Annotated in this window: 24 protein-coding genes; 13 read left to right on the top strand and 11 right to left on the bottom strand. The window is 45.5% G+C overall.

The genetic code is table 11. The features are described 5' to 3' along the window. Positions 1-81: 81 nt before the first annotated feature. Positions 82-1,413 carry an MFS transporter gene (locus DESYODRAFT_RS21875; protein WP_007786433.1) on the bottom strand — a complete coding sequence of 444 codons (1,332 nt, stop codon included), beginning with the start codon at positions 1,411-1,413 and terminating at the stop codon, positions 82-84. A 384-nt stretch (positions 1,414-1,797) separates the two neighbouring features. Continuing rightward, positions 1,798-3,189: a sigma-54 interaction domain-containing protein gene (locus tag DESYODRAFT_RS21880; RefSeq protein WP_007786434.1), complete on the bottom strand. Its 1,392-nt coding sequence runs from the start codon at positions 3,187-3,189 to the stop codon at positions 1,798-1,800. Between the two features lie 250 nt (positions 3,190-3,439). Here DESYODRAFT_RS21880 and DESYODRAFT_RS21885 point away from each other — a divergent pair, with 250 nt between their 5' ends. The 12 genes from DESYODRAFT_RS21885 to DESYODRAFT_RS21935 all read left to right on the top strand — a co-directional run bounded on the left by DESYODRAFT_RS21885 (position 3,440) and on the right by DESYODRAFT_RS21935 (position 11,868). After that, positions 3,440-4,381 carry an amidohydrolase family protein gene (locus DESYODRAFT_RS21885; RefSeq protein WP_007786435.1) on the top strand — a complete coding sequence of 314 codons (942 nt, stop codon included), beginning with the start codon at positions 3,440-3,442 and terminating at the stop codon, positions 4,379-4,381. A 10-nt stretch (positions 4,382-4,391) separates the two neighbouring features. Then, a complete protein-coding gene (locus DESYODRAFT_RS29645; protein ID WP_007786436.1) occupies positions 4,392-4,514 on the top strand; it encodes a hypothetical protein in 123 nt (40 codons plus the stop codon). Positions 4,515-4,518: 4 nt separating this feature from the next. Continuing rightward, positions 4,519-4,809, top strand: a complete 291-nt coding sequence (locus DESYODRAFT_RS21890) for a EutN/CcmL family microcompartment protein (RefSeq protein ID WP_007786437.1) — start codon at positions 4,519-4,521, stop codon at positions 4,807-4,809. Next, on the top strand, positions 4,802-6,136 hold the full coding sequence (locus tag DESYODRAFT_RS21895; RefSeq protein WP_042338981.1) for a 4Fe-4S dicluster domain-containing protein: 1,335 nt from the start codon (positions 4,802-4,804) through the stop codon (positions 6,134-6,136). The genes DESYODRAFT_RS21890 and DESYODRAFT_RS21895 overlap by 8 nt, the downstream gene beginning before the upstream one ends. A 2-nt stretch (positions 6,137-6,138) precedes the next feature. Continuing rightward, positions 6,139-6,684 carry a BMC domain-containing protein gene (locus DESYODRAFT_RS21900; RefSeq protein WP_007786439.1) on the top strand — a complete coding sequence of 182 codons (546 nt, stop codon included), beginning with the start codon at positions 6,139-6,141 and terminating at the stop codon, positions 6,682-6,684. A 30-nt stretch (positions 6,685-6,714) separates the two neighbouring features. Beyond that, complete coding sequence (locus DESYODRAFT_RS21905) at positions 6,715-7,305, top strand: cupin domain-containing protein (protein ID WP_007786440.1); 591 nt, start codon at positions 6,715-6,717, stop codon at positions 7,303-7,305. A 38-nt stretch (positions 7,306-7,343) separates the two neighbouring features. Beyond that, entirely contained in the window at positions 7,344-7,625 is a 282-nt protein-coding gene (gene eutM / locus DESYODRAFT_RS21910) for an ethanolamine utilization microcompartment protein EutM (protein WP_007786441.1), read from the top strand. 13 nt (positions 7,626-7,638) lie between these two features. Further along, entirely contained in the window at positions 7,639-7,908 is a 270-nt protein-coding gene (gene eutM / locus DESYODRAFT_RS21915; RefSeq protein ID WP_007786443.1) for an ethanolamine utilization microcompartment protein EutM, read from the top strand. A gap of 90 nt (positions 7,909-7,998) precedes the next feature. Further along, positions 7,999-8,295 (top strand): BMC domain-containing protein, encoded by a 297-nt coding sequence (locus tag DESYODRAFT_RS21920; protein WP_007786445.1) that lies wholly within the window; start codon positions 7,999-8,001, stop codon positions 8,293-8,295. A 109-nt stretch (positions 8,296-8,404) separates the two neighbouring features. Beyond that, complete coding sequence (locus DESYODRAFT_RS21925; RefSeq protein ID WP_007786447.1) at positions 8,405-9,886, top strand: acetaldehyde dehydrogenase (acetylating); 1,482 nt, start codon at positions 8,405-8,407, stop codon at positions 9,884-9,886. A gap of 31 nt (positions 9,887-9,917) precedes the next feature. Further along, the gene (gene pduL, locus DESYODRAFT_RS21930) at positions 9,918-10,553 is read left to right on the top strand and encodes a phosphate propanoyltransferase (RefSeq protein WP_007786448.1); all 636 of its coding nucleotides are present in this window, start codon (positions 9,918-9,920) and stop codon (positions 10,551-10,553) included. A gap of 73 nt (positions 10,554-10,626) precedes the next feature. Further along, entirely contained in the window at positions 10,627-11,868 is a 1,242-nt protein-coding gene (locus DESYODRAFT_RS21935) for an MFS transporter (RefSeq protein ID WP_007786450.1), read from the top strand. Here DESYODRAFT_RS21935 and dapF read toward each other — a convergent pair. Further along, complete coding sequence (dapF, locus tag DESYODRAFT_RS21940; protein ID WP_007786451.1) at positions 11,863-12,714, bottom strand: diaminopimelate epimerase; 852 nt, start codon at positions 12,712-12,714, stop codon at positions 11,863-11,865. The genes DESYODRAFT_RS21935 and dapF overlap by 6 nt on opposite strands. A 303-nt stretch (positions 12,715-13,017) precedes the next feature. Next, positions 13,018-15,756, bottom strand: coding sequence for a calcium-transporting P-type ATPase, PMR1-type (locus tag DESYODRAFT_RS21945; protein WP_007786453.1), 2,739 nt, complete (start codon positions 15,754-15,756; stop codon positions 13,018-13,020). Positions 15,757-15,924: 168 nt separating this feature from the next. Between DESYODRAFT_RS21945 and DESYODRAFT_RS21950 the strand changes: the two genes are divergently transcribed. Continuing rightward, positions 15,925-17,763 (top strand): Rqc2 family fibronectin-binding protein, encoded by a 1,839-nt coding sequence (locus DESYODRAFT_RS21950; RefSeq protein ID WP_007786455.1) that lies wholly within the window; start codon positions 15,925-15,927, stop codon positions 17,761-17,763. A gap of 68 nt (positions 17,764-17,831) precedes the next feature. Here the strand turns inward: DESYODRAFT_RS21950 and DESYODRAFT_RS21955 are convergent, their stop codons facing one another. The 7 genes from DESYODRAFT_RS21955 to pyrE form a co-directional block, all read right to left on the bottom strand. Continuing rightward, entirely contained in the window at positions 17,832-18,674 is an 843-nt protein-coding gene (locus DESYODRAFT_RS21955; protein WP_007786456.1) for a dimethyl sulfoxide reductase anchor subunit family protein, read from the bottom strand. A gap of 2 nt (positions 18,675-18,676) precedes the next feature. After that, positions 18,677-19,252: a 4Fe-4S dicluster domain-containing protein gene (locus DESYODRAFT_RS21960; RefSeq protein WP_007786457.1), complete on the bottom strand. Its 576-nt coding sequence runs from the start codon at positions 19,250-19,252 to the stop codon at positions 18,677-18,679. Between the two features lie 18 nt (positions 19,253-19,270). Beyond that, positions 19,271-21,850, bottom strand: a complete 2,580-nt coding sequence (locus DESYODRAFT_RS21965; RefSeq protein ID WP_007786458.1) for a molybdopterin-dependent oxidoreductase — start codon at positions 21,848-21,850, stop codon at positions 19,271-19,273. A 171-nt stretch (positions 21,851-22,021) separates the two neighbouring features. Then, the gene (locus DESYODRAFT_RS21970) at positions 22,022-22,711 is read right to left on the bottom strand and encodes a TorD/DmsD family molecular chaperone (RefSeq protein WP_007786459.1); all 690 of its coding nucleotides are present in this window, start codon (positions 22,709-22,711) and stop codon (positions 22,022-22,024) included. Between the two features lie 335 nt (positions 22,712-23,046). Beyond that, a complete protein-coding gene (locus DESYODRAFT_RS21975; RefSeq protein ID WP_042339989.1) occupies positions 23,047-23,748 on the bottom strand; it encodes a DUF1287 domain-containing protein in 702 nt (233 codons plus the stop codon). A gap of 49 nt (positions 23,749-23,797) precedes the next feature. Next, positions 23,798-25,291 carry an alkaline phosphatase family protein gene (locus tag DESYODRAFT_RS21980; protein ID WP_007786461.1) on the bottom strand — a complete coding sequence of 498 codons (1,494 nt, stop codon included), beginning with the start codon at positions 25,289-25,291 and terminating at the stop codon, positions 23,798-23,800. Between the two features lie 148 nt (positions 25,292-25,439). Then, a complete protein-coding gene (gene pyrE / locus DESYODRAFT_RS21985) occupies positions 25,440-26,045 on the bottom strand; it encodes an orotate phosphoribosyltransferase (RefSeq protein ID WP_007786462.1) in 606 nt (201 codons plus the stop codon). Between the last annotated feature and the right edge of the window lie 80 nt (positions 26,046-26,125).

The raw sequence follows: 26,125 nt of genomic DNA on the forward strand, positions 1-26,125 counted from the left end.
CACAATTCCGTCTGAATATTATTTGCTTGCTCATGCAGATCATAGAGAACTTCAAGGCAAGCAAAAACTATCAAGAAAAATTTACTTAGCGCTCAGTTCTGAAACTTTCAAAGCTTGCCCCTTCTTTTTTCCATTTGCTCCAATCCACCATGCGGAAATTGCACTGACAACACCTGCAAAGAGAACGTAGGCACAAAGGTAAATCGGTCTTCCGTTTCCGGATGCCAGTAAGGCTGTAGCAATAATCGGGGTAATACCGCTGGCGAAGATTCCCGAAAACTGATAAACGAATGAGACACCGGTGTAACGTACTTCAGCATCAAATAGCTCTGAGAACAATGCAGCCTCCGGCCCATAAACCGCTGCATAGAAGATGCCAAAAGGAATGATAATCGACAACCACATCACCAGATTGCTTGCCCCGCTGTGACCCATCAGGTAAAAGGCCGGGAAAGCCGAGAGACCACAGATCAAGGAAGCGACGGCATATACTTTCGTCCGGCCCAGGCGGTCAGAAAGATGTCCAAAGTAGGGTATAAAGAAGCACATCACGATTGCCGCCATGGAAACTCCCAGCAAAGCATCTGTACGATTAATATGGAGTGATTGGGTGAGATAGGTAATCGAGAAAACACCAAAGATGTTGAAGCATACTCCATCAATGTATCTAGCACCCATACCTGCAAGAATGTTGCCAGTATGGTCCTTCCACATCGCCAAAAACGGAATTTTAGCTCCACTCTTTTTCTCTTTGACTTTTTGGAACTCCGGAGTTTCAACCACGTGATTCCGAATCCAAGACCCTACGCCAACGAGCACAATGCTGATTCCAAAGGCGATCCGCCATCCCCAAGCCATGAATTGAGCATCGGTCAAGAAGAAGGACAATAAACCAACAACCCCGGAAGCCAGAGTAAGTCCAATGGAAAGTCCAATCTGCGGCAAACTTGCCCAGAAACCTCGTTTGGATTCCGGGGCATATTCATAAACCATAAGTACTGAACCGCCCCATTCTCCCCCCAGGCCAATCCCTTGGACAATCCGAAGAGTCAAGAGCAGGATAGGTGCCCAGATGCCGATGACGGCATAGCTTGGAATCAAAGCGACCGCCACGGTAGAACCACCCATGATCATCATGGTTAATACAAGCATGCTTTTACGGCCAATCTTATCCCCAAAGTGTCCGAAGATAATACCACCTACAGGACGGGCTACAAAGCCAACTGCAAAGGTTACATAAGCAAGCATCGTGGAGACCACCGGGTCATCTGTCGGGAAATAAAGCTTATTGAATACAATCCCGGCGACAACACCATATAAGAAAAAATCATACCATTCAATCGTCGCCCCAATGATACTTGAGATAGCAACTTGCCTAATTGCTTTCTTTTTGTCCGTCATTTTGTCAGTCATTGATTTTCCTCCACTATCAAATTTTCACTGAACTTAACCTATATTCTGCTTACTTTGAACTTGTGATAACTTGTTCATGGACTCAGATAATATTCGGACCATTCCTTGTAGTCACCCCCTGTTTAATGTTTCTTTAGGAAGCAGCGTCCTTATCCAGGCCGCCTTCTTCTAATTATAGAAAAAGCTAATCACGAGTCTTTATATTTTTAATGCAAAAGCCATGCCAAATGCGAAATAACCCGAAAATAGTAGATTTAAGGTAATTCTTTGCAATCCTTGTGCATCTCTGCAACGTATTGTATAAACTGATGATAGTTATACGGTTCTTCAATAGATAACGGGTGTTGCGATCTCGCAACACCCGTTCTGTTTTGCAACGAAGCACTATAAAAGTGAGTATTTTTTAGCTTTTCTAAAAATTGTTGTTCGATCGACTTTAAATAATTTCGCTACTTTCGCCACTGATCCGTTAATTTCAAGGGCGTTTTTAAGTAAATTTTTTTCATAATCCCGCATTAACTCATCCAGAGACTTATTGGCATCACTCAGACTCGATCGATCCATGTCAATGGCATCACGAAGCATATAATGGGGCAAATCTGAAACATCGAGAATCTCTTTGTCACGAGTGACAATAAGACTTTGAATAAAATTATCCATCTCTCTCACATTACCCGGCCACTTATAGTTTTGAAGAGCGTCGCAAAACTTCTTCGTAAAATTAACTTCTTTTCTATATTTAATATTATATTTTTCAAAAAAGAAACTAGCCAATGGCAGAATATCCCCTTGTCTTTCCCTTAGAGGAGGTATTTGTAAAACAGCAACCTTAAGCCTATAGAATAAATCACTGCGAAAGCGGCCGTTTTTTACCTCTTCCTCTAGATTTTTGTTAGTTGCCGCAATAAAACGGACATCAAACTTTCTGACCTTTGTCGAACCCACACGAATCAATTCTTGATCCTGCAAAGCCCGAAGCAATTTGGACTGCATCAAAAGGGGAAGCTCCCCGATCTCATCCAAAAACAAAGTCCCTTTATCAGCCATTTCAAAGAGTCCGGGTTTACCTTTTGCATTAGCCCCCGAAAATGCTCCCGATTCATACCCAAATAGTTCAGATTCAATAAGGCTCTCCGGGATCGCAGAACAGTCCACCTTAAAGAAGGGTTCATCCTGTCGTAAGCTTCGTTGATGCAGAAGTCTCGAGAAAACATCTTTACCCACACCCGTTTCCCCGAGCATCAATACCGTTGCATCCGTCTTCGCCACCTTATCTAAAACATTCATCAATTGAACTATTTCTTGACTTTCAAAGACGACCGGACCATTTTGCTGTTTCAATTTATCCCGTTTCTGGACTTCCCGGTATTTATCAATCACTTCTTGCTGATTAGAAATTTGATCTTGAAGCTGAGAAAGCAAGGTGATATCCCTGACAAACGTGACAACTAAAGCCACCTTGCCAGCTTCATCAAAGACAGGGCATCCATTTAAGATAACCCGTCTTCCTTCTTTAGTTACCTGAACCAAACTTTTCTTCTGGCCCGAACTAACGATCTCGGGATTTAAAACCACATCGAAATTCCCCTGGTTACGCAAATCCGTGACTAACTTACCCATTATCTCTTCTCTTTTCAACCCTGTAAGCTGTTCGTAGGTCCGATTAACCGCGAGAGTTTTGCCCTTGGCATCAGTAACATAGATTCCATCACTCAACACGTCAAGTATTCCTGCATGAAGTTTCTTTAGGTCATGCTTTTTAATGGATTTCTCCACTTAAGAGCCTCCAATCCTAATGTTGCACAATGACAACAAGATGCAAATACGCCACACCACACTAATAACGATAATTTTCACAAAGTCACACTCGATTCGACTAATGAAGCTTGCCAAGACAGTTGCAACTCTACAACAATTCTATCATGTTTCGACAAAAAACTCCACCACAACTCTTTTTTCCTACTGGTATGGTTCTTGCAAGAGCTTTGATAGATCATGGTTGTTGGAAAACAAAAGGAGGATATTCATGAACATCATTGACTTTAGATTCAGGCCAAATACTGAAGAAACCTTATCAGGGATTGCCAATAGCAAAATGTTTAAAGGACTCTGTTCCTCAATCGATTTTTCCAAAATGCTCCCTCAAACCGTTGGAGAAGTTGTTAAAGAACTAGACAAGTACAATGTCGTAAAAGCTGTCGTTACAGGCCGGGATTGTGAAACAACCTATGGTTCAAAATCAAATAATAAAAGTGTGATCGACTTTGTTAAAGAATTCCCTAATAAATTCATCGGCTTCGCTGGCCTGGATCCCCATAAGGGCATGAGTGCTATTGAAGAAATTAAGGCTGCAGTGCACGAACATGGCTTAAAGGGAGCAGCCATCGATCCTTACCTTGCTCAAATTTATGTGAACGATGCGAAATACTACCCCATCTATTCCAAATGCTGTGAATTAAATATCCCTATCGTCATTGCGACCGGACCTGGAACTTTAGTACCGCATGCCGTGATTGACCATGTTGCCCCTCGCTATATTGACTTTGTCGCCAGAGATTTTCCGGAACTAAAAATCATCATCAGTCACGGCGGATATCCTTGGGTCAATGAAATGATTATGATCGCTCAACGCAATGCCAATGTGTACCTCGAATTATCCGAATATGAATTCTTCCCCCAATCAGAAGCCTATATTCAAGCAGCCAATACGATTATCAGTGATAAAGTCCTCTATGCGAGTGCCCATCCTTTTGTAGACTTCAAAGAAGCTTTGAAGAGCTACGAAAAGCTTCCTTTCAAACCCGAGGTTCTTGAAAAAGTAATGTACAAGAACGCTGCGAAGGTATTAGACTTGCCGGAAGTCGCGGCTCCCGCCGCAGTAAATACGGTCGATACAATTGATATCCAGAGCATTATCGAAAGAGTGATTAAAGAACTCGCTGAAAAAGGTGCGTTAGCCGGCCGCTAGGAGATATATGATGAATAATCTGGAAACTGCAGATCAGATCATCCATACCTTTCAAGAAAAGATTGACCACCCCCAAGGTCTGGAGCAAAAAAAGAAGGTTCCTTTAGGAATAGCACTTGGTGTAAAGAGGTGAATAAATGAAAATCGGAAAAGTCGTTAACAGTGTCTGGGCTACACGAAAGGCCGATTCATTGATCGGAGTGAAGTTAATGATCGTTCAGCTCTTAGACCGGCCGGATGCTGAAGAAGGAAAATTAATCGTTGCTGCAGACATCATCGGGGCTGGGGTTGGGGAAAAGGTACTCATCACTGAAGGTAGTTCTGCCAGAAATATGGATCGCTTAAATGATTCGCCCATTGATTCCATCATTATCGGGATCATCGACGAAGAGAAAGATAAATCTAATGGGGTGCCTAATCATGCGTGAACAATTAATTGAAAAAATTAAAGAAGCTGGTGTCGTCGGTGCCGGGGGCGCAGGATTTCCGACTCATATTAAAGTCGCTGCCAATGCTCAATCCGTAGTTGTTAATGGAGCGGAATGTGAGCCTCTTCTTCGCGTGGACCAACAGCTCATGGATGTGAAGGCTGATAAGATGGTCCGTGGATTAGTTGCCGTCATGAAAGCCACAGGAGCCAGCGAGGGGATTATAGCTCTGAAAAGCAAGTATAAAAGTGCCATCGCTTCGTTGGAAAAAGAAATTGCCGGCAAGCCAATCCGCATCAATATACTGGGGGACTTTTATCCGGCAGGAGATGAGCACCTCACAGTCTATGAATCCACGGGCAGACTCGTACCTCAAGGCGGAATCCCCCTTAAAGTTGATTGCGTGGTAAATAACGTGGAAACTCTCATCAATATCGCTGATGCCTTGGAAGGAAAACCCGTGACGGATACTTATCTCACCATTACCGGCCAAGTACCGCAGCCCATTACTTTAAGACTGCCCATAGGAACCTCTGTCCTGGAAGCCTTAAAGATTGCCGGACAGACCAACTTAGCCGGTATGAAGGTCATCGAAGGCGGTCCAATGATGGGAAAGATCATCGATGATTTAAACCAACCCATTACGAAAACGACTAAAGGTTTAATCGTCTTATCCATAAATCACCCTCTCATCCGGAAAAGAACCTTACCCTTTGAAACGATCGCTAAGCAAGCTCAGATCAGCTGCATTCAATGCCGTTTTTGTACGGATTTATGTCCGCGCTACTTGTTAGGACATGGTATTGAGCCCCACAAAATCATGCGCACCATCAAACATCGGCAAGGTCAGGAAGAAACTCTAAAAATGGCTTTAGCCTGTTCCGAGTGCGGAGTCTGTGAGCAGTATGCCTGCATCATGGGCCTTTCACCCAGAGCGGTAAATTCCAGAATCAAACAGGAACTAGCGAAACTGGGAATTAGACCGGAGACACCTCCTGCTGATCAAACAGCAAATCCGATGCAAGTTCATCGAAAAGTTCCGGTAAAACGACTGGTCTCAAGACTGGGATTAAAAAGTTACGACGTGAGTGCACCATTAAGCGAAGAAGAATACCCGGTGAATCAAGTTGAGATTAAGTTACGTCAGCATGCCGGTGCTCCAAGTCAAGCGATCGTACAGATTGGACAGCAGGTACAAAAAGGAGATCTGATTGCGGTCACTCCTGACAAAGCCTTAGGCGCCAATATACATGCCAGTATCAGTGGAGTTATCAAGGAGATCACCGACAGCATCATAATCTCCTCGACCGAAGGGAGTGACAAATAGAGATGGAGGCCATAGGGTTAGTAGAACTTAATAGTATAGCCAAAGGAATCGAAGCCGCCGATGCGATGCTCAAATCTGCTCAAGTCGAACTTCTTGAAGCAAAACCTGTTTGTCCCGGAAAATATATCGTCATGATCAGCGGAGATGTCGCTGCTGTACAAAGTGCCGTTGATGCCGGTAAGAGTATCGGAGCCAGTGCTGTGATTGATGATTTTCTCCTCCCCAACGTCCACCCGCATGTCATCAAAGCCATATCTTCCGCTTCAGATATCAGTGAGATTAAAGCGTTAGGGATCATCGAAACCTTCTCTATCTCCTCTTTAATCGTCGCTGCCGATACTGCAGCTAAAGCAGGGCAAGTTGATTTGATCGAGATACGAATTGGTATGGGGATTGGCGGAAAATCCTTTGTTACCCTTACCGGGGACGTCTCTTCTGTAACTTCATCTGTGGAAGCCGGAGTCGTCTTGGCTTCAGAACGAGGCATGCTCATCGAAAAGGTCGTTATTCCTTCCCCCCACTATAGTTTAAAGCAATGTCTCTGCTAGTGAAGGAAAACCAGGAGGTGACATGACTATTTGAAAACGTTAATTACAGCTACAGACGTGAAGAAGGCGGCTGAAAATCATGAAACCACATTATATATTCAAAAAGACAGCATCATCACTCCCTCAGCAACTGATACAGCCCAAGATTTAGGCATCCGGGTCATCGTGGGTTCCGCCCCGGCAGCATTACCCTCCTCTCCTCTTGATCCAACCCTGGTCGCCAAAATTGTTGGGGAAGTGATGGCCTGTCTGAATCTTTCAAAGTCTGCTCAACTCATTAAAGAAGTTGATCCCTGTGGACTAAGGCTTGTCAAAGGGAATAGTGTCGTCTTAGAAAACTATGACACCGGTAACCCACAAAACAAAGTAAAACTTAAAGAACTCTTCAATTCCAGGGAAAGTTCAGATTTCTCAGCTGGCTTTATGAGCCTTGAGGGGACAACCTATTCTACTCTCATCAAACACGATGAACTCAATTATATTATCGAGGGCAGCTTAGAGTGCAGCGTGAACGGCAAAACCTATATCGGTGAACCGGGGGATACATTTTTCATTCCTGCAAACACCAAAGTCACGTTCTCAACGTCTCAAAACGCCAGACTATTCTATGTCTCAGCTTAAGATAAATTAAAACTTTTAATTTTTAGGAGGAATTATTCATGAATAATGCATTAGGCATGATTGAAACTAAAGGTCTGATTGGTGCCATAGAGGCATCGGATGCTATGGTTAAAGCAGCTAACGTCACTTTAATCGGAAAGACCCTAGTCGGAGGAGGCTTAGTCACTGTCATGGTCCGGGGTGATGTTGGAGCCGTTAAAGCCGCTACTGATGCTGGCGCTGCTGCTGCTGAGCGTGTTGGTGAATTGATTGCCGTCCATGTTATTCCAAGACCTCACACCGATGTGGAAAAAGTTCTTCCCAACGACAGTAAAAAGTAAGGAGGATATTCAAATGCAGCAAGATGCCTTAGGAATGATTGAAACAAAAGGTCTGATTGGCGCTATAGAAGCATCGGACGCTATGGTAAAAGCAGCTAATGTTCATTTGATTGGTAAAACTCTTGTAGGAGGCGGTTTAGTCACCGTCATGGTTCGGGGTGATGTCGGAGCCGTTAAAGCGGCCACAGATGCTGGCGCTGCTGCTGCTAATCGCATAGGTGAATTGATTTCCGTCCACGTTATTCCAAGACCTCATACCGATGTGGAAATGATTCTGCCTTAGTGAGTAAGGGGCTCCGCTCCTGCTCGAAGAATGGGAGTCTTTCGATTGGATAAATGACTCAATTTAAATGAAATGTTTGGAGGCTAAATTATGCAACAAGATGCATTAGGCATGATTGAAACAAAAGGACTGATTGGTGCTATAGAAGCATGTGACGCTATGGTCAAGGCGGCTAATGTACGTTTGATTGGTAAAACCCTCGTTGGCGGCGGCTTAGTTACCGTCATGGTTCGGGGTGATGTTGGAGCGGTTAAGGCAGCTACAGATGCTGGCGCCGCTGCCGCTGAGCGTGTTGGAGAATTGAAATCTGTCCATGTCATTCCAAGGCCTCACACTGATGTGGAAATAATCCTTCCCAAGGATAGTGGTCAAGCAGAAAAAAAGTAAGCAAGAGCTCACCACCCGCTAAAAAAAGCACCAGAAAAAGCACTAAGCGAAGCACCTAAGTAGTAAAAACCGTTATCAGCTTCGAATTACTCGAAAGGAATGGTTCTAAGTGAGTTTAGATTATGATTTGGCCTCTATTCAAGCTGCTCGAGACTTGGTTAAAAAAGCGAAGGAAGCTCAACAGGCTTTGGCTCGTTTTAGTGAAAAAGAAATTGATACTATCTTAGTCTCGATCGTGAAAGCTGTAGAAGAAAACGCGGAGTCCCTGGCTCGTCTAGCCGTTGAAGAAACTAATTACGGAATTGTTGAGCATAAAATCACCAAAAATCTCTTTGCCTCCAGAGAGGTTTATGAAGCCACCAAAGATATTAAAACTGTAGGAATCATTAGTGAAGATCCTGAATTAAAGGTCATCAAAGCCGCTGTTCCTGTTGGCGTCATCGCAGGTATTACTCCGACCACGAACCCAACTTCAACGGTTATTCATAATGCGATCTGTGCCATCAAGGGAGGCAATTCCATCGTTTTCTCCCCTCATCCCACGGCTGGAAAGTGCAGTCTTGCCGCTGCTCAACTTGTCAATGATGCTGCGGTAAAAGCCGGAGCTCCGGATGGAGTCGTCGGGTGTATCTCCAAATCTTCCATGAAGGCAACCGAAGAACTTATGCATCATAACGATGTCTCCGTAATTATTGCTACCGGAGGATCAGCGATGGTGAAAGCTGCCTATAGCGCTGGAAAACCCGCTTTCGGAGTAGGGCCTGGCAATGTCCCCGTCTTTATCGAACGAACTGCTGATATCAAACAAGCCGTTTCTGACATCATCACCAGTAAATCCTTTGACAATGGCATGATCTGTGCTTCCGAACAAGCGATTATTGCGGATATGCCTGTAAAAGACGAAATTATCACAGAATTAAAGCGTCAAGGCGCCTACTTCCTTTCTCCGGAAGAAGTTCAAAAGGTTAGCAGCGTCGTGATAAATCCTAAAGGTGGAATGTATCCCGCTTTAGTCGGACAAACACCTCAAACGATTGCCCGCAAAGCCGGATTCAGCGTCCCGGCAGAAATTAAGGTTTTGATCGCTCCCCTCGATGGCTATGGACCGGGTTACCCTCTATCCTATGAAAAACTAACCACCGTTCTAGGCTTCTATACGGTTAATGATTGGCATGATGCCTGTCTCCTCAGTATTGAACTCTTAAAACTTGGCGGTATTGGACACTCCTTCGCCATCCATTCTCAAAATGATCAACTCATCCGGGAGTTCCTGCAAAAGCCTGTCAATCGCATCTTAGTCAATACCCCCTCCGCTCTTGGCGGTATCGGGTCTACCACAGGGTTATTGCCCTCCTTAACTCTAGGTTGTGGTACTTGGGGGGGAAGCAGCATTTCTGAAAACTTGGGCCCCCATCACCTGATCAATGTCAAAAGCTTAACCTATGGAATTAAAAAAGCAGCCTGTAATTCAAAAGCTGCCGTCTCTTCGACACCTACTCCAGTTAAGACTAATTCAAGTTCCTGTGATCTGAAATCCGATGATATTGCTGACGTCGTCAAGCAAGTCCTCAAACAGCTAAAACTTTGTTAATTTTTTTCAGCATCAAAAGGTGGGGATGAAATTGGATAAGGGTCAGCTCATTGCCCTAATCACTGAAGCAGTGGTAAAACAATTGGGTCATAACTCCGAAGCTAACAAAATTCCGGTTGCAATATCTAATCGTCATGTTCATCTTTCACAAGGGGATATGGACAGACTATTTGGTACTAATTATCGGTTTAAAGTCTTAAAGAATCTGTCTCAACCCGGGCAATTTGCTTATGAGGAAAAAGTAACTCTCGTCGGACCAAAGGGGGTTCTCGAAAATGTCCGTATTCTTGGCCCGGCCCGAACGAAAACACAGGTCGAAATCTCCATTTCTGACGCTATAAAGCTGGGAGTTAAAGCCCCCATCCGAGATTCAGGTGAGCTGATCAAATCAGCAAGCCTGACTTTAGTGGGCCCCTTGGGGTCGACTACCTTACCCGAAGGTACAATTATTGCAGCCCGGCACATTCACATGCATCCTAATGATGCGGCACAATTCGGAGTAAAGGATAAAGACAGAATTAATGTTAAAGCACCCGGAGCTCGAGGCCTGGTCTTTAATGAAATGCTTGTCCGCGTGAGTGATAACTACAAACTCGAAATGCATATCGATATCGATGAAGCAAACGCTGCCTATCTGAAAAATAACGACTCGGTAGAAATTGTATAGTATTTAACGTTTAGGGGGGTGCTGACGGGCACCCCCCTAAACTAATATCCCTTATGTGAAAGAAGGTCTTCCGATGTCTAATAAGAATCGAACTCTGGCTTGGATGGCTATAGCGATACTTCTAGGCTACCTGCCTTGGTATAACTTTTCAGCGGTTTCGAGTTATATATTAGCAGAGTTTAGTCTGGATACTGGAGATTTGGGATTAATACTCTCTTCATTTCAAGCAGGATATGTCATAATGGTCATTTTCACTGGTTGGTTAGCGGACAAGGTGGGCAGGAAAAAGGTCGTGGCTTGGGCGACATTGTGTACGGGCCTATTTTCAACACTTTTTGCTATTATGGCGAATAGTTTCACCAGTATTCTAGTTCTAAGGGTTCTGACCGGTCTCTCCGCAGGTGCAATCTATGCCCCGGGAATAGCCCTTCTTATCAACTGGTTTCCTCCGAATGAGAGGGGAAAAGCTGTTGGAGCTTACACAGGAGCACTTACCTCAGCCTTCGCCGGAGGCTACTTTATCGCTGCACCCCTAGCCGCAATTTACAATTGGAGAATAGGAATTTTGGCTACTTCGATTCCCGCCTTTGCAGCAGCTGCCATAATCTTAATATTTGTAAGAGAAAAACCCACTCAATGTCTGGAAAACCCTATTGGCGGAAAGCTGCCCGCTATTGACAACCAAGATTTGGGCGCGTTAAAGAAACATCGTCTGGCTCCGGTGTTGACCATTACCGGATATATGGGACATATGTGGGAGCTCTATGCCTTTTATGGATGGATCGGTCCATTTCTGATGGCAAGCGCTTATGCGGTAGGTTACAGCAAACTAGATGCCGTGTTAATTGGGGGGCAGTTGTCGGCAATTATCATTCTGCTGGGTGCACCCGCAGTCTGGCTTATCGGGACAGCTGCAGATAAATGGGGCAAAGAACGCATGATCATCCTCGCCGCTCTCGGAAGTCTGCTAGCTGAACTATTCTTTGGATTTTTATACGGACACACTTTATCTATCGTAGCGATGTTTGGAATGTGGATCGGCTTCTGGTCGGTTGCAGATTCAGGAATATATAAAGTGATATTAACCGATAGGGTACGAGGAGAAAACGCTGCAACAGCCTTGGGGATTCAATCCGCAATCGGTTATTCCATGACCATCATATCCCCTTACCTTTTTGGTAAAGTCCTCGAATTAACGAATAAAGGAATAGCTGAGCCGATTTATGCCCAGCAATGGATTTTGCCGTTCCTAATGCTGGGAGCAGGTGCAATCGTTGCCCCTTTAAGCGTTGCTTTGTTGAAGCGTCTATCATGAGAGCTGGGTCCCCAACCACTCACCCTTAAACACATAAGCACCCGGTCCTGTCATATAGACATGGTTATCTGGACCCCACTCAATAAATAAGTCTCCACCAGGTAAATGAACCGTCACGGCACGCTCAGTTTTATTATTAAGTATAGCCGCCACCGTCGATGCACAGGCACCTGTCCCGCAGGCCAGCGTCGGTCCGGCCCCCCGTTCCCAAACCTTCATAGTTATTTCTTGAGGAGAATTGATCTGAATAAACTCGACGTTAGTCTTACGTGGGAAAAGCGGGTGTTTTTCGAGCGCCGGGCCGACACGATCAAAATCCAAGGTCGAAAAATCCTCTACAAAGATAACGCAGTGAGGATTCCCCATGGAAACGGCGGTATACATGTAGGTCTCACCTAATACTTCAATTGGCTGCCCTACAACTGGTTCCCCTACTCCTAAAACGGGAATGAGATCAGCTCGTAAAATAGGTTCGCCCATATCCACTTGTACTCCTTGAACTTGGCCCTCTTTGATAAATAAATTAAGCTTTAAGATACCCGCTCCAGTTTCCACCAGCATCGGGTCAGAAATAATTACGATTTTTTGATCATATACATACCGTGCAAAACAGCGTATAGCATTACCGCACATCTCCGGTTCCGAACCATCCGGATTAAAGATTCGCATCCGGGCGTCAGCGACGTTTGAAGGCAGAATAACTGCTAATCCGTCTCCTCCTATTCCGAACTGACGATGGCATAGTTTTCTTGCCAACTCAGGATAATCTACGTCCCTATCTGAAACTGAATAATGATCCAGAAAAACAAAATCATTCCCCAAACCGTGCATTTTAATGAATTCCACTTCGTTCCCCCCTATTCGATGTTCCATATTCGTCGTTTGTCCAAACCATAACTCTATTTTTTAATGAAGTAAAGCTTCATTAAGAGGCAATTTATAGGGTTCACAATATCTCCATAAAAGAATACTACGCCAACAGAAGTGGGTCAACTGGTTAAACCCAGTTGACCCAAGAATATATTAGGACACCCTACGCTAAGAAGCTACATTATACTATAATCATCTGCTAATTCTCAAATGTGCTCCGATGACAAACAGCACTAGGCCTACGTTCGAATTTCGAATTTCGAACCTCGAACTTCGCATTTACCCCTTGGCGATAACCGTTTTCCCCTGCCAGCTATTTTTTAAAAACCGGGCAAAGCCGATCAAAACGGACGGTCCACCGGCAACACACAGAATAAGAATCCATTGCCAGCCTACTAAGGGTGCCGTCTTAAAGATCACTTGTAAAGGAGCCAGATATATGACACAGAGCTGCATGAGCGTTGAAACCAGGACTGCTCCCACAAGATAGATATTGGTGAAAAGGCCTACTTCAAAGATACCTCGTTCTTCAGACCGGCAATCGAAGACATGGAATAGCTGAGAGAATACCAAAGTGGTAAAAGCCATGGTTCGGGCACCTAGCATATTGACTCCCATAAGGAGCGCGGTTACAAAGACAAAGAGCGTACCCAGTCCGATAAACGTTCCTCTGACGGCAATTTTAGAAGCCAAACCTCTGGCAAAGATGCTCTCGCCAGGTTTTCTCGGCGGGCGGTTCATAATGCCCGGTTCCGCACCATCCACCCCTAAGGCCATCGCCGGCAATCCGTCTGTGACTAGATTAACCCATAAGATCTGAATGGGAAGAAGTGGGAGAGGCAAACCCACGAGTGTTGCTAAAAACATGGTCAAAACTTCTCCGAGATTACAGGAAAGTAAGTAGCGGATAAACTTTCGAATGTTGTCGTAAATTCCCCGACCCTCTTCCACAGCGGCCACGATGGTTGCAAAGTTATCATCTCCCAAAACCATCGATGAAGCTTCCTTGGTTACATCCGTCCCTGTTTTACCCATAGCAACCCCAATATCCGCTTCTTTAACGGCCGGCGCATCGTTAACCCCGTCCCCGGTCATAGCCACGACTTGGCCACGATTTTTGTAAGCACGTACAATTCGAAGCTTATCCTTAGGTGTCACTCGGGCAAAGACTGAAATATCCATGATCTTCTCGCTTAATTCCTGGTCTGACGTTCGCTCTAATTCTGCCCCTGAAATAACTCCGCTGTCCTTGCCGCGTAAAATTCCTAATTCATGGGCCACCGCTTCGGCAGTTAAACGATGATCACCTGTGATCATAACCGGCTTAATTCCGGCCTGCCGACAAACCCTAATCGCTTTGACAGCGCTCACACGCGGCGGATCAATCATTCCTAACAATCCCACAAAGGTCAGCCCTTGCTCCACATTTTCATCAAGGGGCTCAGAATCTGGCAACGGTCTTTCGGCAACTGCCAGAACCCGGAGAGCATGCATAGCCATTTCATCATTGGCCCGCATAATACCTTTCTTGCGTTCATTGGACAATTCCACAACCCCTTGGCGGGTTAACTCATGCTGACAAAGCCGCAGCACCATGTCCGGAGCTCCTTTAACATAGGCCTTACGCCCTTGTTTAGTCTCATAGACCACACTCATTCGTTTCCGATCCGAATCAAAGGGCAGCTCACCAATTCGCTTTTGCTTTCGTTCCAGAACTTCGCGCCATATTCCTGCCTTGGCCGCCGCTACTAATATAGCACCTTCAGTCGGGTCTCCCTCAATACCCCAAGGTGCCTCCTTGCCTTTGGAGCGAAAGAGCCCGGCCACTTGAACCCCCTTCTTAGTCAGGGTAGAGTTGTTGCAAAGTGCAGCAATCTTCAAGGCTGCATTAAGGGGATCACGTTCTTTCTCCGGATCCGCACCATTGAACTCTCCTTTAGGATCATACCCTTCCCCTGATACTGAAATTCTTCGTCCGTCTGAGTAAATTTGGCGAACAGTCATTTCATTCTGAGTTAAGGTCCCGGTCTTATCCGAACAGATCACCGTCGCACAGCCCAGGGTTTCCACGGCGGGAAGTTTGCGTATGATGGCTTGCCGTTTGACCATTCGCTGCACCCCTACTGCCAAAGCCACGGTAACAATAGCCGGCAGACCTTCCGGAATAGCGGCCACTGCTAAGGAAACTCCTGTGAAGAACATCTTGTAGAAATCCTCACCTCGTAAAATACCAGTTACTACAACGGCCGCACAGACGAGAAAACTGATCAGCACCAACCATTTTCCCAGTTCAGCTAAACGTTTCTGCAAAGGGGTTTCTTCATCTTCCACACTTTGAATCATACCGGCGATAACGCCCATCTCAGTATCCATCCCGGTTGCTACAACGACCCCGGCCCCTCGTCCATTGACAATGGATGTCCCCATATACCCCATATTCTGACGGTCTGCCATAGGGGTAAGTTCATCACTTAAAGGTGAAATACTTTTATTGACCGGATGAGATTCTCCTGTCAGAGCAGACTCTTCCACTTGCATATTCACGGCCTGGATCCAGCGTACATCCGCCGGAATCCGATCCCCTGTATCCAGCAGCACAATATCTCCCGGTACAACATCCGAAGCGGGAATCCTTTGCTCCATCCCTTCCCGCAACACTCGCGCCTCGGGAGCGGTCAGGGAACGCAGGGATTCCATAGAGCGCTCCGCCCGAAACTCCTGAACAAAACCTAAAATGGCATTGATTATAAGAATGGCCAATATTGTGATAGCATCCGCAACCTCGCCCAAAAGCCCGGAGACTACCGTTGCCGCAAGCAAGACGAGCACCATAAAATCTTTAAACTGTCCCAGAAATAAAAAGACAGGGTGAGTCCCTTTTTTTACTGCAAGGACGTTCTTTCCGACCTCCTGTAACCGACGCCGAACCTCTTTGACATTCAAACCTTTACCTGGATGTACATCCAACGCCTTGGCCACGTCAAGCCAAGGCAGCACATGCCATGCCTGTTGCCGCATGCCCCTTTCCTCCTTTTCGTGCTTCGCACATTGCGCATTCTGCAAAAGCGCAAATGGCTTTGTCCGCTTTTGTAGTACATGCTTATTCCTGAAAGCATGGAAAAATGCCTAGACAAAACAAGTGTGTTATACTAAAAAGCGATTCAACGATTGAAAGGATGTAATTACATGGCATTAGACGGCGTAACCCTCGCCTATTTAGTCAACGAGCTTGCTCCGCTTCTGATCGGAGCTCGTATTGATAAAATTTTTCAGCCTGAAAAGGATGAAGTCCATTTCCAAATGCGCCAGCAACGATCTCTGCGTCTCCTGCTTAGCACCAGTGCCACTTCCCCTCGCTTTCACCTCACTCAGGAGACTAAAAAAAACCCAGCGTCCCCACCTATGTTTTGTATGATTTTACGCAAACATCTTGAGGGGGGTAAACTTGTCAGCCTGCACCAAAGCGACCTGGAGCGTGTGGTCACCTTTGAATTTCAAAATTATAATGACCGCGGGGATTTAGTCACGCTGCATCTTCACTTAGAAATCATGGGGAAGCACAGTAACCTTATTCTCGTTGACCCCCTGACAAATACAATTCTGGACGGTCTAAAGCGTTATTCCCATGCTCTCAGCCACTATCGCGAAGTGTTGCCCGGACGAACCTATCTGGCCCCTCCCTCTCAGGGCAAACAGCCTCCTCTGGACAACGAAGAGCTGTGGCGCGGGATTCTCTACGAGGAAGCTCTTGATCATTCTATAACCGGTATACTTCTCGCTCGTTTTGCCGGAATCAGCCCGGAATTGGCCCGGGAAATCGTCATCCAAGCCGGATTAAATAACGAAACCCTTCTCCAGCAGTGCGGAGATATTGACCTTTCACGGCTTTTCCAGGCTTATCGCAGGCTATCTAACCCCCAGGGGGTTCCGGAGATTGAGCCATGTCTCTACTACAATTCTTCGCCCCGACCTCAGCTCGCGGCCTTTAGCTTTGTCCCCTTTCAACAGTACCAAGAGCTGAGATTAGAACATGTTCCATCTATAAACGATGCAGTCCAGCGCTTCTATCAGTCAAAATCCAGCAGCAACTCCCTTGAATCAAAACGCGGCTCTCTGCACAAGATCGTTCAAGAGCAATATACCCACAGTAAGAAAAAGCTTAAAATCTATAACGAAGCCGAATCAACTGCTCAAAAAGGCCTGGCGTATCAGCGGTGGGGAGAACTCCTTACCGCAAACCTCTACCGCATTCCACCCGGGGCGACTGAGGCCAGCGTAGACGATTATTATGACCCCTCAGCTTCTCTCGTGGTTATTCCTCTTAACCCTCATATCAGTGCCATTGACAATGCTCAACGCTATTACAAGCTCTATAACAAAGCCAAGGCGACGTTGCTCAAAACAAAGGAACTGAAGGAAACCACCCTCGAAGAACTTAATTACCTTGAATCCTTGCAGTACAATTTAGACCAGGCGGGCACTCTAAGCGAGCTGGACGAAATCCATCATGAACTTGCCGGGCAAGGGTATGTGGCCGGCAAGCATTTGAAAAAGGAGCACCTTAAACTAAAAAAAGGCCGTCCTAAAACAAATGCCAAGTCTAAAACAAAATCGTCTAAAGACGTCCCTCAACCCCGTGTCTATCATTCCAGCCAGGGCAGAGTCATCCTGGTCGGGAAAAACAATGCTCAAAATGATTGGCTGTCCTTGCGCAAGGGAAAACCAACCGATCTCTGGCTTCATACCAAAGTGATACCGGGTTCACACGTCCTGATTCCTCTCGAAGAAGGGGAAGAATTTCCGGACGACACTACCCTTGAAGAAGCGGCCGCCCTGGCCATCTATTACAGCCAAGCACGCGGTTCTTCTCAAGTCGCCGTGGATTACACCCATGTCAAACAACTTAAGAAGCCTAACTCGGCCAAGCCCGGCATGGTGATATATGAACAGAATTGGACTTTATACCTCACGCCAAAACAGGAGATCTTAGAAAGGCTTCTGGCCAGCGAAGAGGTTTTGGAGTGAACCCGTTCAGCAAGAAAAGAAACCTGCTTTCTTATCGATAGAAAGCAGGTTTCTTTATAAGGCAGGGATTAAGTTAAGCCCACACCTGTGGAGACCATCGCCGCATAGAAGACATATCTTCCGATGATCTCGCCGAGGATTAAAGCAGCACCAGCTGCATAAATCATGTTTGTCGCCGGCTTTGCCTCTTTTGCACTGATTTTCTGGGTCACCGGCCAGATTAAGAATCCGGCTCCACCTAGGATAAGCAGCCATTTAAGACCTATGGCAACACTCATTTCACTGAGTATTTCAGCGCTTGCCTGAGCAGCCATGCCATTGGAACCTAAGCCGACAGCATAGGGTACCGCCACCGCCGCCTGGAAGATTACAGCAGCTAAAATAATGAATCCAAAGATTTTCTTATTGCTGTCTTGTAATTCCTTAAGGCTGGAGACTAAAAAGATTAAGGCACCTACGGCAATCGTTGTAGCATAAAGATCGACAAATGTGTTAATTCCATGCCAAACAGGAACAGAGGCTGTGCTGTAAAGTTTCGCCATTGAGAAAATTGTAATCAAGCCAACAACACTGCCGGTCCATCTCAAAATGTTAGGCAGGCTTTGATTATCTTGTTTAAAGTATAAGGCTAAAGCATGCAGCACAGTAATCCCCATGAAAACCCCGGCAAACAATACTTCTCTGCTTAACCAGGAGCTCCCAAAATTAGAGAGAGAATTCAAAGCTGCAAGAGGACGCCCCAAGTGCGCCAAAGAAGCTGAAACTCCAATGACACTTAGAATGGCTGCGGTTAAAGCAGCAATTCTAAATTGCTTATCTTTGTAAAGAAGTTTGCCAAGGGTAGTAAACAGCATAATTCCAATGGCAGCTTCCATGCAAAACGAAAAAATCAATAATGCAGTTTCACCCATTATTAAACCTCCTTCTTCTGGAAATCACTTTGGAAAGCAAGGGTTTTAGCTTTGATGAGCACTGAAGGGTTAGTGACAGAGGGGTGAGGAAGAATTGGCAGCTCCGTCGTAGCACCGCCGTGTTTAGCTTTTAATTGGTCAATATCTCCCCATTCAAGAGCGCGCATGGGACAGGCATCGATACAGACAGGTGCTTTCCCTTTGTCACGCAATTCTTTACAACCATCACATTTGCCGGCTCTTCCTGTTTCTTTGATGAATTTAGGCACTCCATAAGGGCAAGCCCATGTGCAGTAACGGCAGCCAATGCACTTATTTTTGTCATGCTGTACCGTACCATCTTCATCCACATGCATTGCCTTAGTCGGGCATCCCTCAACACATTTTGGATTAGCACAGTGATTGCAGGAACCTGAATAGTGGTATACCCCAGGTTTAGGAAAAACACCTGTTTCAAAGGTTTTCACTTCTCTAAAGATTGTCCCTACTTTAAGTCCATTTTTATCCTTACAAGCGATTTGGCAGGTTCGGCAACCAATGCATGCTGTCATGTCAAAATAGAATCCTAAACGCCCCACGATTAGTCACGCTCCTCTCTAGAAAATAATTCTTTGTGGTTTTTGGACATCCGGAGTTAACGGTGCATCTGAATATTTTTCAATATCAACCACACAGCTATTCCAACCTGAAGCACCTTGACCCGTTGATACCGGGCCACAAAGAATGTTATCTGCGCCGCCGGTATCAATCCCGGTCTTCTCATCCATATCTACCCAAGAACCATGAGGCAGCCCGACCACACCCGGCATATAGCGTTCTGTAACAAGGGCCGTACGCAAAACTTTACCATGCTGACTCGTCAATAAGACAGTATCACCGTCTTTTATTCCTTTTTCCTTGGCATCGTTAACATTAATGAACACAGGATTTGGCCATGTTTCTCTGAGCCACTGCACATTATCGAAAACTGAATGAGAACGACGCAAGTAGTGTGGGTTAATCACCTGGTAGGGATAATCCCCTTTTTCCTTACCCTTCCAATCTTTAAAGGTTGCTTCATAGCCTTCGACAGGCGGAGTATGGGTAGGGATAGGCCTAATTTTGCTATAACCCATATTATTAATTCTGTCAGCCAATGCCTGACAATAGATTTCCAGTTTGCCGCTGTCAGTCTTACGCGGATTAGCCGCTGGATCATCCCTGAATTCCTTCAAGGCAATAAAGCCATAGTTATCACCAGGTTTTCTTTCAACTTGGTAAATACCCTTTTCCTTAAATTCTTTCAGAGTAATACGACCTGTTTGAGGTTTACCTTTTACCTTCCACTCGTCAATATCCGCTTGAGTAATCGTTACCAAAGGCTCCATGGTTTTTCCATCTTCAGCTACGACTGTAGCACCCATAATCTGATTAAAAAGTTGTTGTCTGCCGTCGATAGGAAATGCCTTTGCAGGATCTACTCCAAGACGTTTCGCCAATTCCATGGCAATCCATTGATCATCATGACATTCATACAAGGGCTCGGTGATTTGAGAATACATAATCAAAATCTCACGGTTACCTGTCAGGAAACCGCCGATTTTTTCCCATTCTGTGGTCAGCGGAAGAACAAAGTCAGAATACTTGGCATTGGTTGTTAAAAATTGGGCATGGCTGACGACTAAATCAACCTTGCGGTGAGCTTCAATTCCTTTCGTCATTCCGTCCGCAGTTTGAAGCCTTGCGCTGGTATCATGATAAATCATGCGGATATCAATATCTCTCATTTCGCCTTTAAGCCATTGCATATTGCCCGTGAAATTGTACTTGCCTTTAAGAATGGCCGGCCACATTTCTGTATGGTTGATACTATCATCGACCGGATTTTTCACAGAAGGCAAGCCATCTTTACCGGCACTTACCAACGAAGGACCACCATTACTGGAACCTGTGTGGCAGCTAACCCCACACATATGCCCTGATTTTCCTATGTGTCCGGTCATAGCCCCGATAGTCATTACAATGTGAGGAAGACTATCCGCATTTTGAGTTCTAGCGGATGCCCAGCCGAATATAATTGCCACTTTCTTGTTTTTGTTCATAGCCCTGGCCAGATAGCGGATTCGATCAGGCTCTGCCCCGCAAATTTCTGCTGCCCATTCAGCCGTTTTAGGTACACCGTCATAAGTGCCTAAAACGTAGTCTTTGAAGTTCTCCTTAGGGTCAGCACCTTCCGGCATGCTGTCCGCATCAAAACCAATGGTATTATTTTTCAGGAACTCCCAGTCAATTAAGGGGTTGGTCGCCGGATTATCCTCTACAATTAACGTATGAGCAACGCCTAACAGCAAAGCCGTATCAGAAGAAGGACGTGAAGGAATCCAGTCTGCCTCCAATAATGCATAGGTATCATTATAATATGGATCAACGGCTATGAATTCGGCGCCGGCTTTTTTAACTTGAAGGAAATTGTAGGAAGGGTTCCCTCCAGCACTCCAGGCTGGATTCATGCTGAACATAATAACCGTCTCACAGTTGCGCATGTCTAATCTGTCATTAATACCCTCAACTGCCGATGGAGTAAAACCTATCGGACCATTTGTGCCATGCCACGTACCCCGCGATGTGGTTCCCCAGTTGCCGACATAACCGCCATAAAGGGATAAAACCTTAGAAACAGGGCCGCCATCAGCAAAGAAGGCCCGATTACCGTTCTCTTCTTTGATGCGCTTCATTTCGCCGGCAATAGCATCCAAGGCTTCTTCCCAAGAAATTCTGACCCATTCATCCTTTCCCCGCAGTGACTTGTCACCGCCGCCCGGCTCCCAATGTTTACGCTTCATAGGGTATTTTAAGCGATCGGCCCCAAATACCTGCTGACGTTGTGAACGTCCTCTCAAACATGCCCTTAGCTGTGGATAATCAGGGCTGTCGGGGTGGGTATCATCTGTTTTCTGACGAACAACAACGCCGTCCACTACTAAAGCCTTGTTGAGACAGCGACTGCCACAGTTATGCCAGCAGGCGGCAGTAATCCACTTCTCTTCACTTTCACTGGTCATAGTTTCAGCATTCGTTTTCATTAACGCGTTCCCACAGCCTGTCAAAGGTAAGGCAGCAGCTGCAGCCGCACTTGCTTTAATAAAGCTTCTGCGACTAAGGTTTAAGTCATTAATTTTGTTAATAAAATTAGTCATAGGGTTTCAGTCAGCCTCCTTTAAGCATACTGGAAGTGATTCAGATTCGGAATTTGCTTCTCTCCTTTTTGGGGATTCAGGCAAGAAGGGGGTAAATAATTTCGCTTGTTCATTTTGTCACAAGCAAACCGCCAAACATCTCGGTATGAAGACATTTAGTGAAATCATGAACTAAAGCAGGGTAATAAGTTCATCGAGAACAGTAGCGTCTCTTTTCAAGACCCGCTCAGTCAAAGCCGCGACCGCCGGATAAAGAAGATGGGTTCTTGACGCCTGTATTTGCGCAGCGAAACCGCTAATCCAAAGCAACAAATGCCTCGCTAAAAATTCTCTCTGATCAATCAACAACTTCTTTACTTCTTCAAACTTCTCTTCCTCAAAGCGTTGCAAAGCCAACTGCGCCAAATGGGCCATAAAGTCCAGCTCCAAAGCAATGTGATCATCCGCTTCATGTGGATACTTCGCCGGCAGAAATTGATAGTTAAGATAAGCCTGACGCACCTTTAACGTGCTTTCCTGAAATATCATCCGCTCCTCAGTCAGATAAACAGATTCCCAAGGGGGAGCAGGCAACTTATTCGGGCCGAGCATTAAATAGGTGTACTCACTTTTCAGTTTATCCAGTGTACCACGCCGATCAGCCGAAAAACTTTGCTCCAACTTCTTTAAGACTAATAAATAATCTCCAAGTTTATCCTGTTCTTCATCTAGTACCAACTTCAAAGCATTTTGAGTATGCTCGCTTAGGGCGATTTCTATCAATTCAAAGCTTGGCTCATGGCCGAATACATGCTGCAATAATCCATAAAGATAATGTCGGTTGGCAAGAACTATAGCAATCCCATCGTTTTGAGTAGTCATATAATGATCCGCCTTTTTGTTTTTTACGAAGAATAAGCCTGATTTGTCTAACTGACTCAAGTAGCAGTCACGACTGACTCATACCGTGAAGATCAAGTAATCAACTTACCTCCTTTAAAAAAATTCGTTTTTTGTTGTAATAAGTCGATTCTTGTCTATTTTAACACAATGCCTTTTGGCTAGCAAGATGTAGGCTATGCGCTATTCAAAATTCCATAATTTACAAACAGTCAACAATCAGGGAAATGATGATCAGATTTATAATGAATTGAAAAAACGCTCCAATTAAATAACCCGCAGACCTATTCCTGTCCACGGGTATTTAAGGCTCAGACCTAAAACTTTGGAAAGCGAAAATGTCCGGTCATCCGGGAAGGCCAACTCTCCAATTGATCAGTCTCACTGGCTATGGGACCTGCGTTATGGAGAATATACGGAACACCATCCGGTCTGCGTTTATCAGATACAATGACAATATGTTCATGGGGCGTGGCATAGGTTACAATATCCCCGGGCTGCCAATTTGTCAGATTTTCTACGTCCCCAGGTTTGATCTCCAGAGTTAATTCCTGAGCGTGCCGTCGAAAAAAGACAATGAGATTTGGGACTCTGCGGAAATCTATATTTGGATCCGGACTACCTTCTATACGGGAGTACTCTCTCCGATTGTCCCGAATGTCTTGATCAACTAAGCTCTTTAAATCATAGCCCGCATCACGGAATGCCCGCCATACAACGTCTGTACAGACACCTTCATTCTCCGGAGGATACCCTTTCTGATAATAGGCGCTGCGATACTGCGGCTTCCTCTGAACCTCAGCTTTTGCACCCGCCACAATATCCTGAAGATCATCTAAGCCATCCTCATCTTTGTCTATTGGACAAACAAGCGCCGGGATTTTCAGGGATGGTACAAACGGAACTTGAATTGGAACTTGAATTTCCGGCCGGGGTTTCCGAAAAGTCCAGATACCACACGCGACACCGCCGATCAGCAACACCAGAGCTGCCCAAACAAACTTTTTTCGCACATCCATCCCCCCTGTTAATTTAACATTCAACTCCTTCCTCAATAATCCTTCTTTTTTAACCCTTTAATAATCCAAAATGGTTTAAAATCATAGGGCACAAATCGATGATCCTGGCCTGCTCTAACCTAAGCGGCATACCGGCAACGATCATGGGCACCGTTGAATCTTCTTGCTCCAGGGAGCCATGGCTCCCTCCGCCCGGATGAATCGGTGCGCCGCCGGCAAAGTATTCATACCCTGAAGCAGCGGATACAACAATCCTGCTTCCGCTTCGCGCCTCAAGGGCTGTTATGAGACGATTAAAGGCATCCGGGAACTTCCCGAATTCAATGATTTGCTCGCTTATTACTTGAGCATCAACCACCGATAAATCTCCCTCACAGGACCAGGTTTGGCCGTAAACATCTTGATATGGACCCGTCCGGGAAAAGAAAAGCCTTTTTTCCGTTCCGCCTTGAACAACACAGAATTTATTATCGGAAACCTTCCAACTGATCTGAGCATTGCGGGGATCTTTGGCCAAAATCCCAACTACCTCAGGGAGAATTTCATCATTTTTCTGAAGGAGGTAAATAAAGGCCATCCGCTCATTCGGGCAAATGGCAATCTCATGCTTGTTATCTTCCACATTTGCTTCTTCTGTGGCTTTCAAGCGTTTAAACGACTTCAAGTCACGGTCTAAATCAATGAGGTACTCTCTTCCTAAACCGACCGTTGACTGAGCATGGTCACCCGTAACTATCATAACATTCTTCTCTAATGCTTTTTCCCACGAACCGAATTCATCAAGGACCGCGGCCACCTGCTGATCCGCATGTTCAATCGAAAACCCGGAGCGCAAGGGACCATGCTGGTGTGAGTATTTATCATTATCCGGAAAATAAACAACCATAAAATCCGGCTGTTGCCGTTCTCGTACAAGTTGAGCTGCAATCTTTCCAGAAAAAATATCATTAAACCCGAAACGATGGAAAGGTCCTCTCGGGTAGATTTTTTTACGTCCGGAGAACGGGGGGTGGATAAGTTGACCTAAGGTTAAGTGAGAAGGACCTGATACCTTTTCCCGATGGAGACGAAACCCAGTCCCCAGAGCCAGAGAAAGCGGAACATTCGCTAAGTAAGAGTGCTGTGCCCGATGCATAAAAAAGTTAATATTCCCGGTACTATAACCGCCTGCTTCCAGTTGTTCATACAAAGTCGGTATTTTAGCATTAAGGTGATCTTCATTCAGCCTAAGCAATAAATTACGCAGAACGTTTTCTAAACCAATCTTTAGGATACTTTGCCATGTCGCTCCATAATCCACAATTTTCCGTATCTTCTCATTGTACCAAATAAACCCCGGAACCCCATGCTGATCCGGCCAAGTTCCTGTGATCATAGAACTCATAGCAACCGGAGTCATGGTTGGAAAAGAAGAGATAACACGATCAACATAAGTTCCGTGCTTAACCAGGAAGCGAAAAGCAGGGGCATTTCCTTCCGAAAGGATCCTCTCCAAGACCGAAGGATGAAGGGAGTCTACCACAAATAAGATTAACTTTTTCATGATCAACCCCCTTCACAAATTCATACAAACTTAAGTATACCAAACTGTTACGATTTTAGATACCTGTATTGCAGCAGCAACTGCGATCAGATAAACGACTAAGGAACAGTCGGAATATTCACTTCCAACTGTTCCTTGATTAGTGATCTCAAATTTTTCGGCTTCCCGGCTTGACGGCCGGAATTCCTTGAGCACAAAGCGGACATTCTTGAGCTTCGAAAGCCTGAATGTTCAACTGAATAATAGAACACTGCGGCAATCCGAAATCCACCTTCCCTCCTGTTCGATCGACAAGTACACCGACGCCTAAAGCGGTAGCTCCGAACTCTTGGACTACTGCCAGAACTTCCCGAACAGATCCGCCGGTTGTGATCACATCCTCCACTACTAAAACACGTTCCCCGGGGGAAAGGGCAAATCCTCTGCGCAAACGCATAACTCCGTTTTCCCGTTCTGTAAACAAGGACCTGACTCCTAAAGCTTTAGCAACTTCATGCGCCACTAAAATTCCCCCGGTAGCCGGCCCGATAACAGTTTGAACGCCCATATCCCGGAATTGTGAAGCCAAGCCTTCAGCCAGTATGGCTGCACGATCAGGATATTGGAGTACTTGAGCGCACTGCATATATTGCGCACTATGCTTGCCTGAGGTTAAAAGGAAATGCCCATCCAGCAGGGCTTCGCTTTTTTTGAACACATCAAGATACTCTGCCGGGGTAAGCGGCATTTTGTTCTGGTTGGATAGCTGAGTCATTATAGTTTATCTCTCCTTTTTCTAAAGTACCTCTCGCACATGAACACGTTATCCGACTCTGCCAATTGAAGCGAATTCCG

It is taken from the genome of Desulfosporosinus youngiae DSM 17734 (genome assembly GCF_000244895.1).
Classification (GTDB): Bacteria; Bacillota; Desulfitobacteriia; order Desulfitobacteriales; family Desulfitobacteriaceae; genus Desulfosporosinus; species Desulfosporosinus youngiae.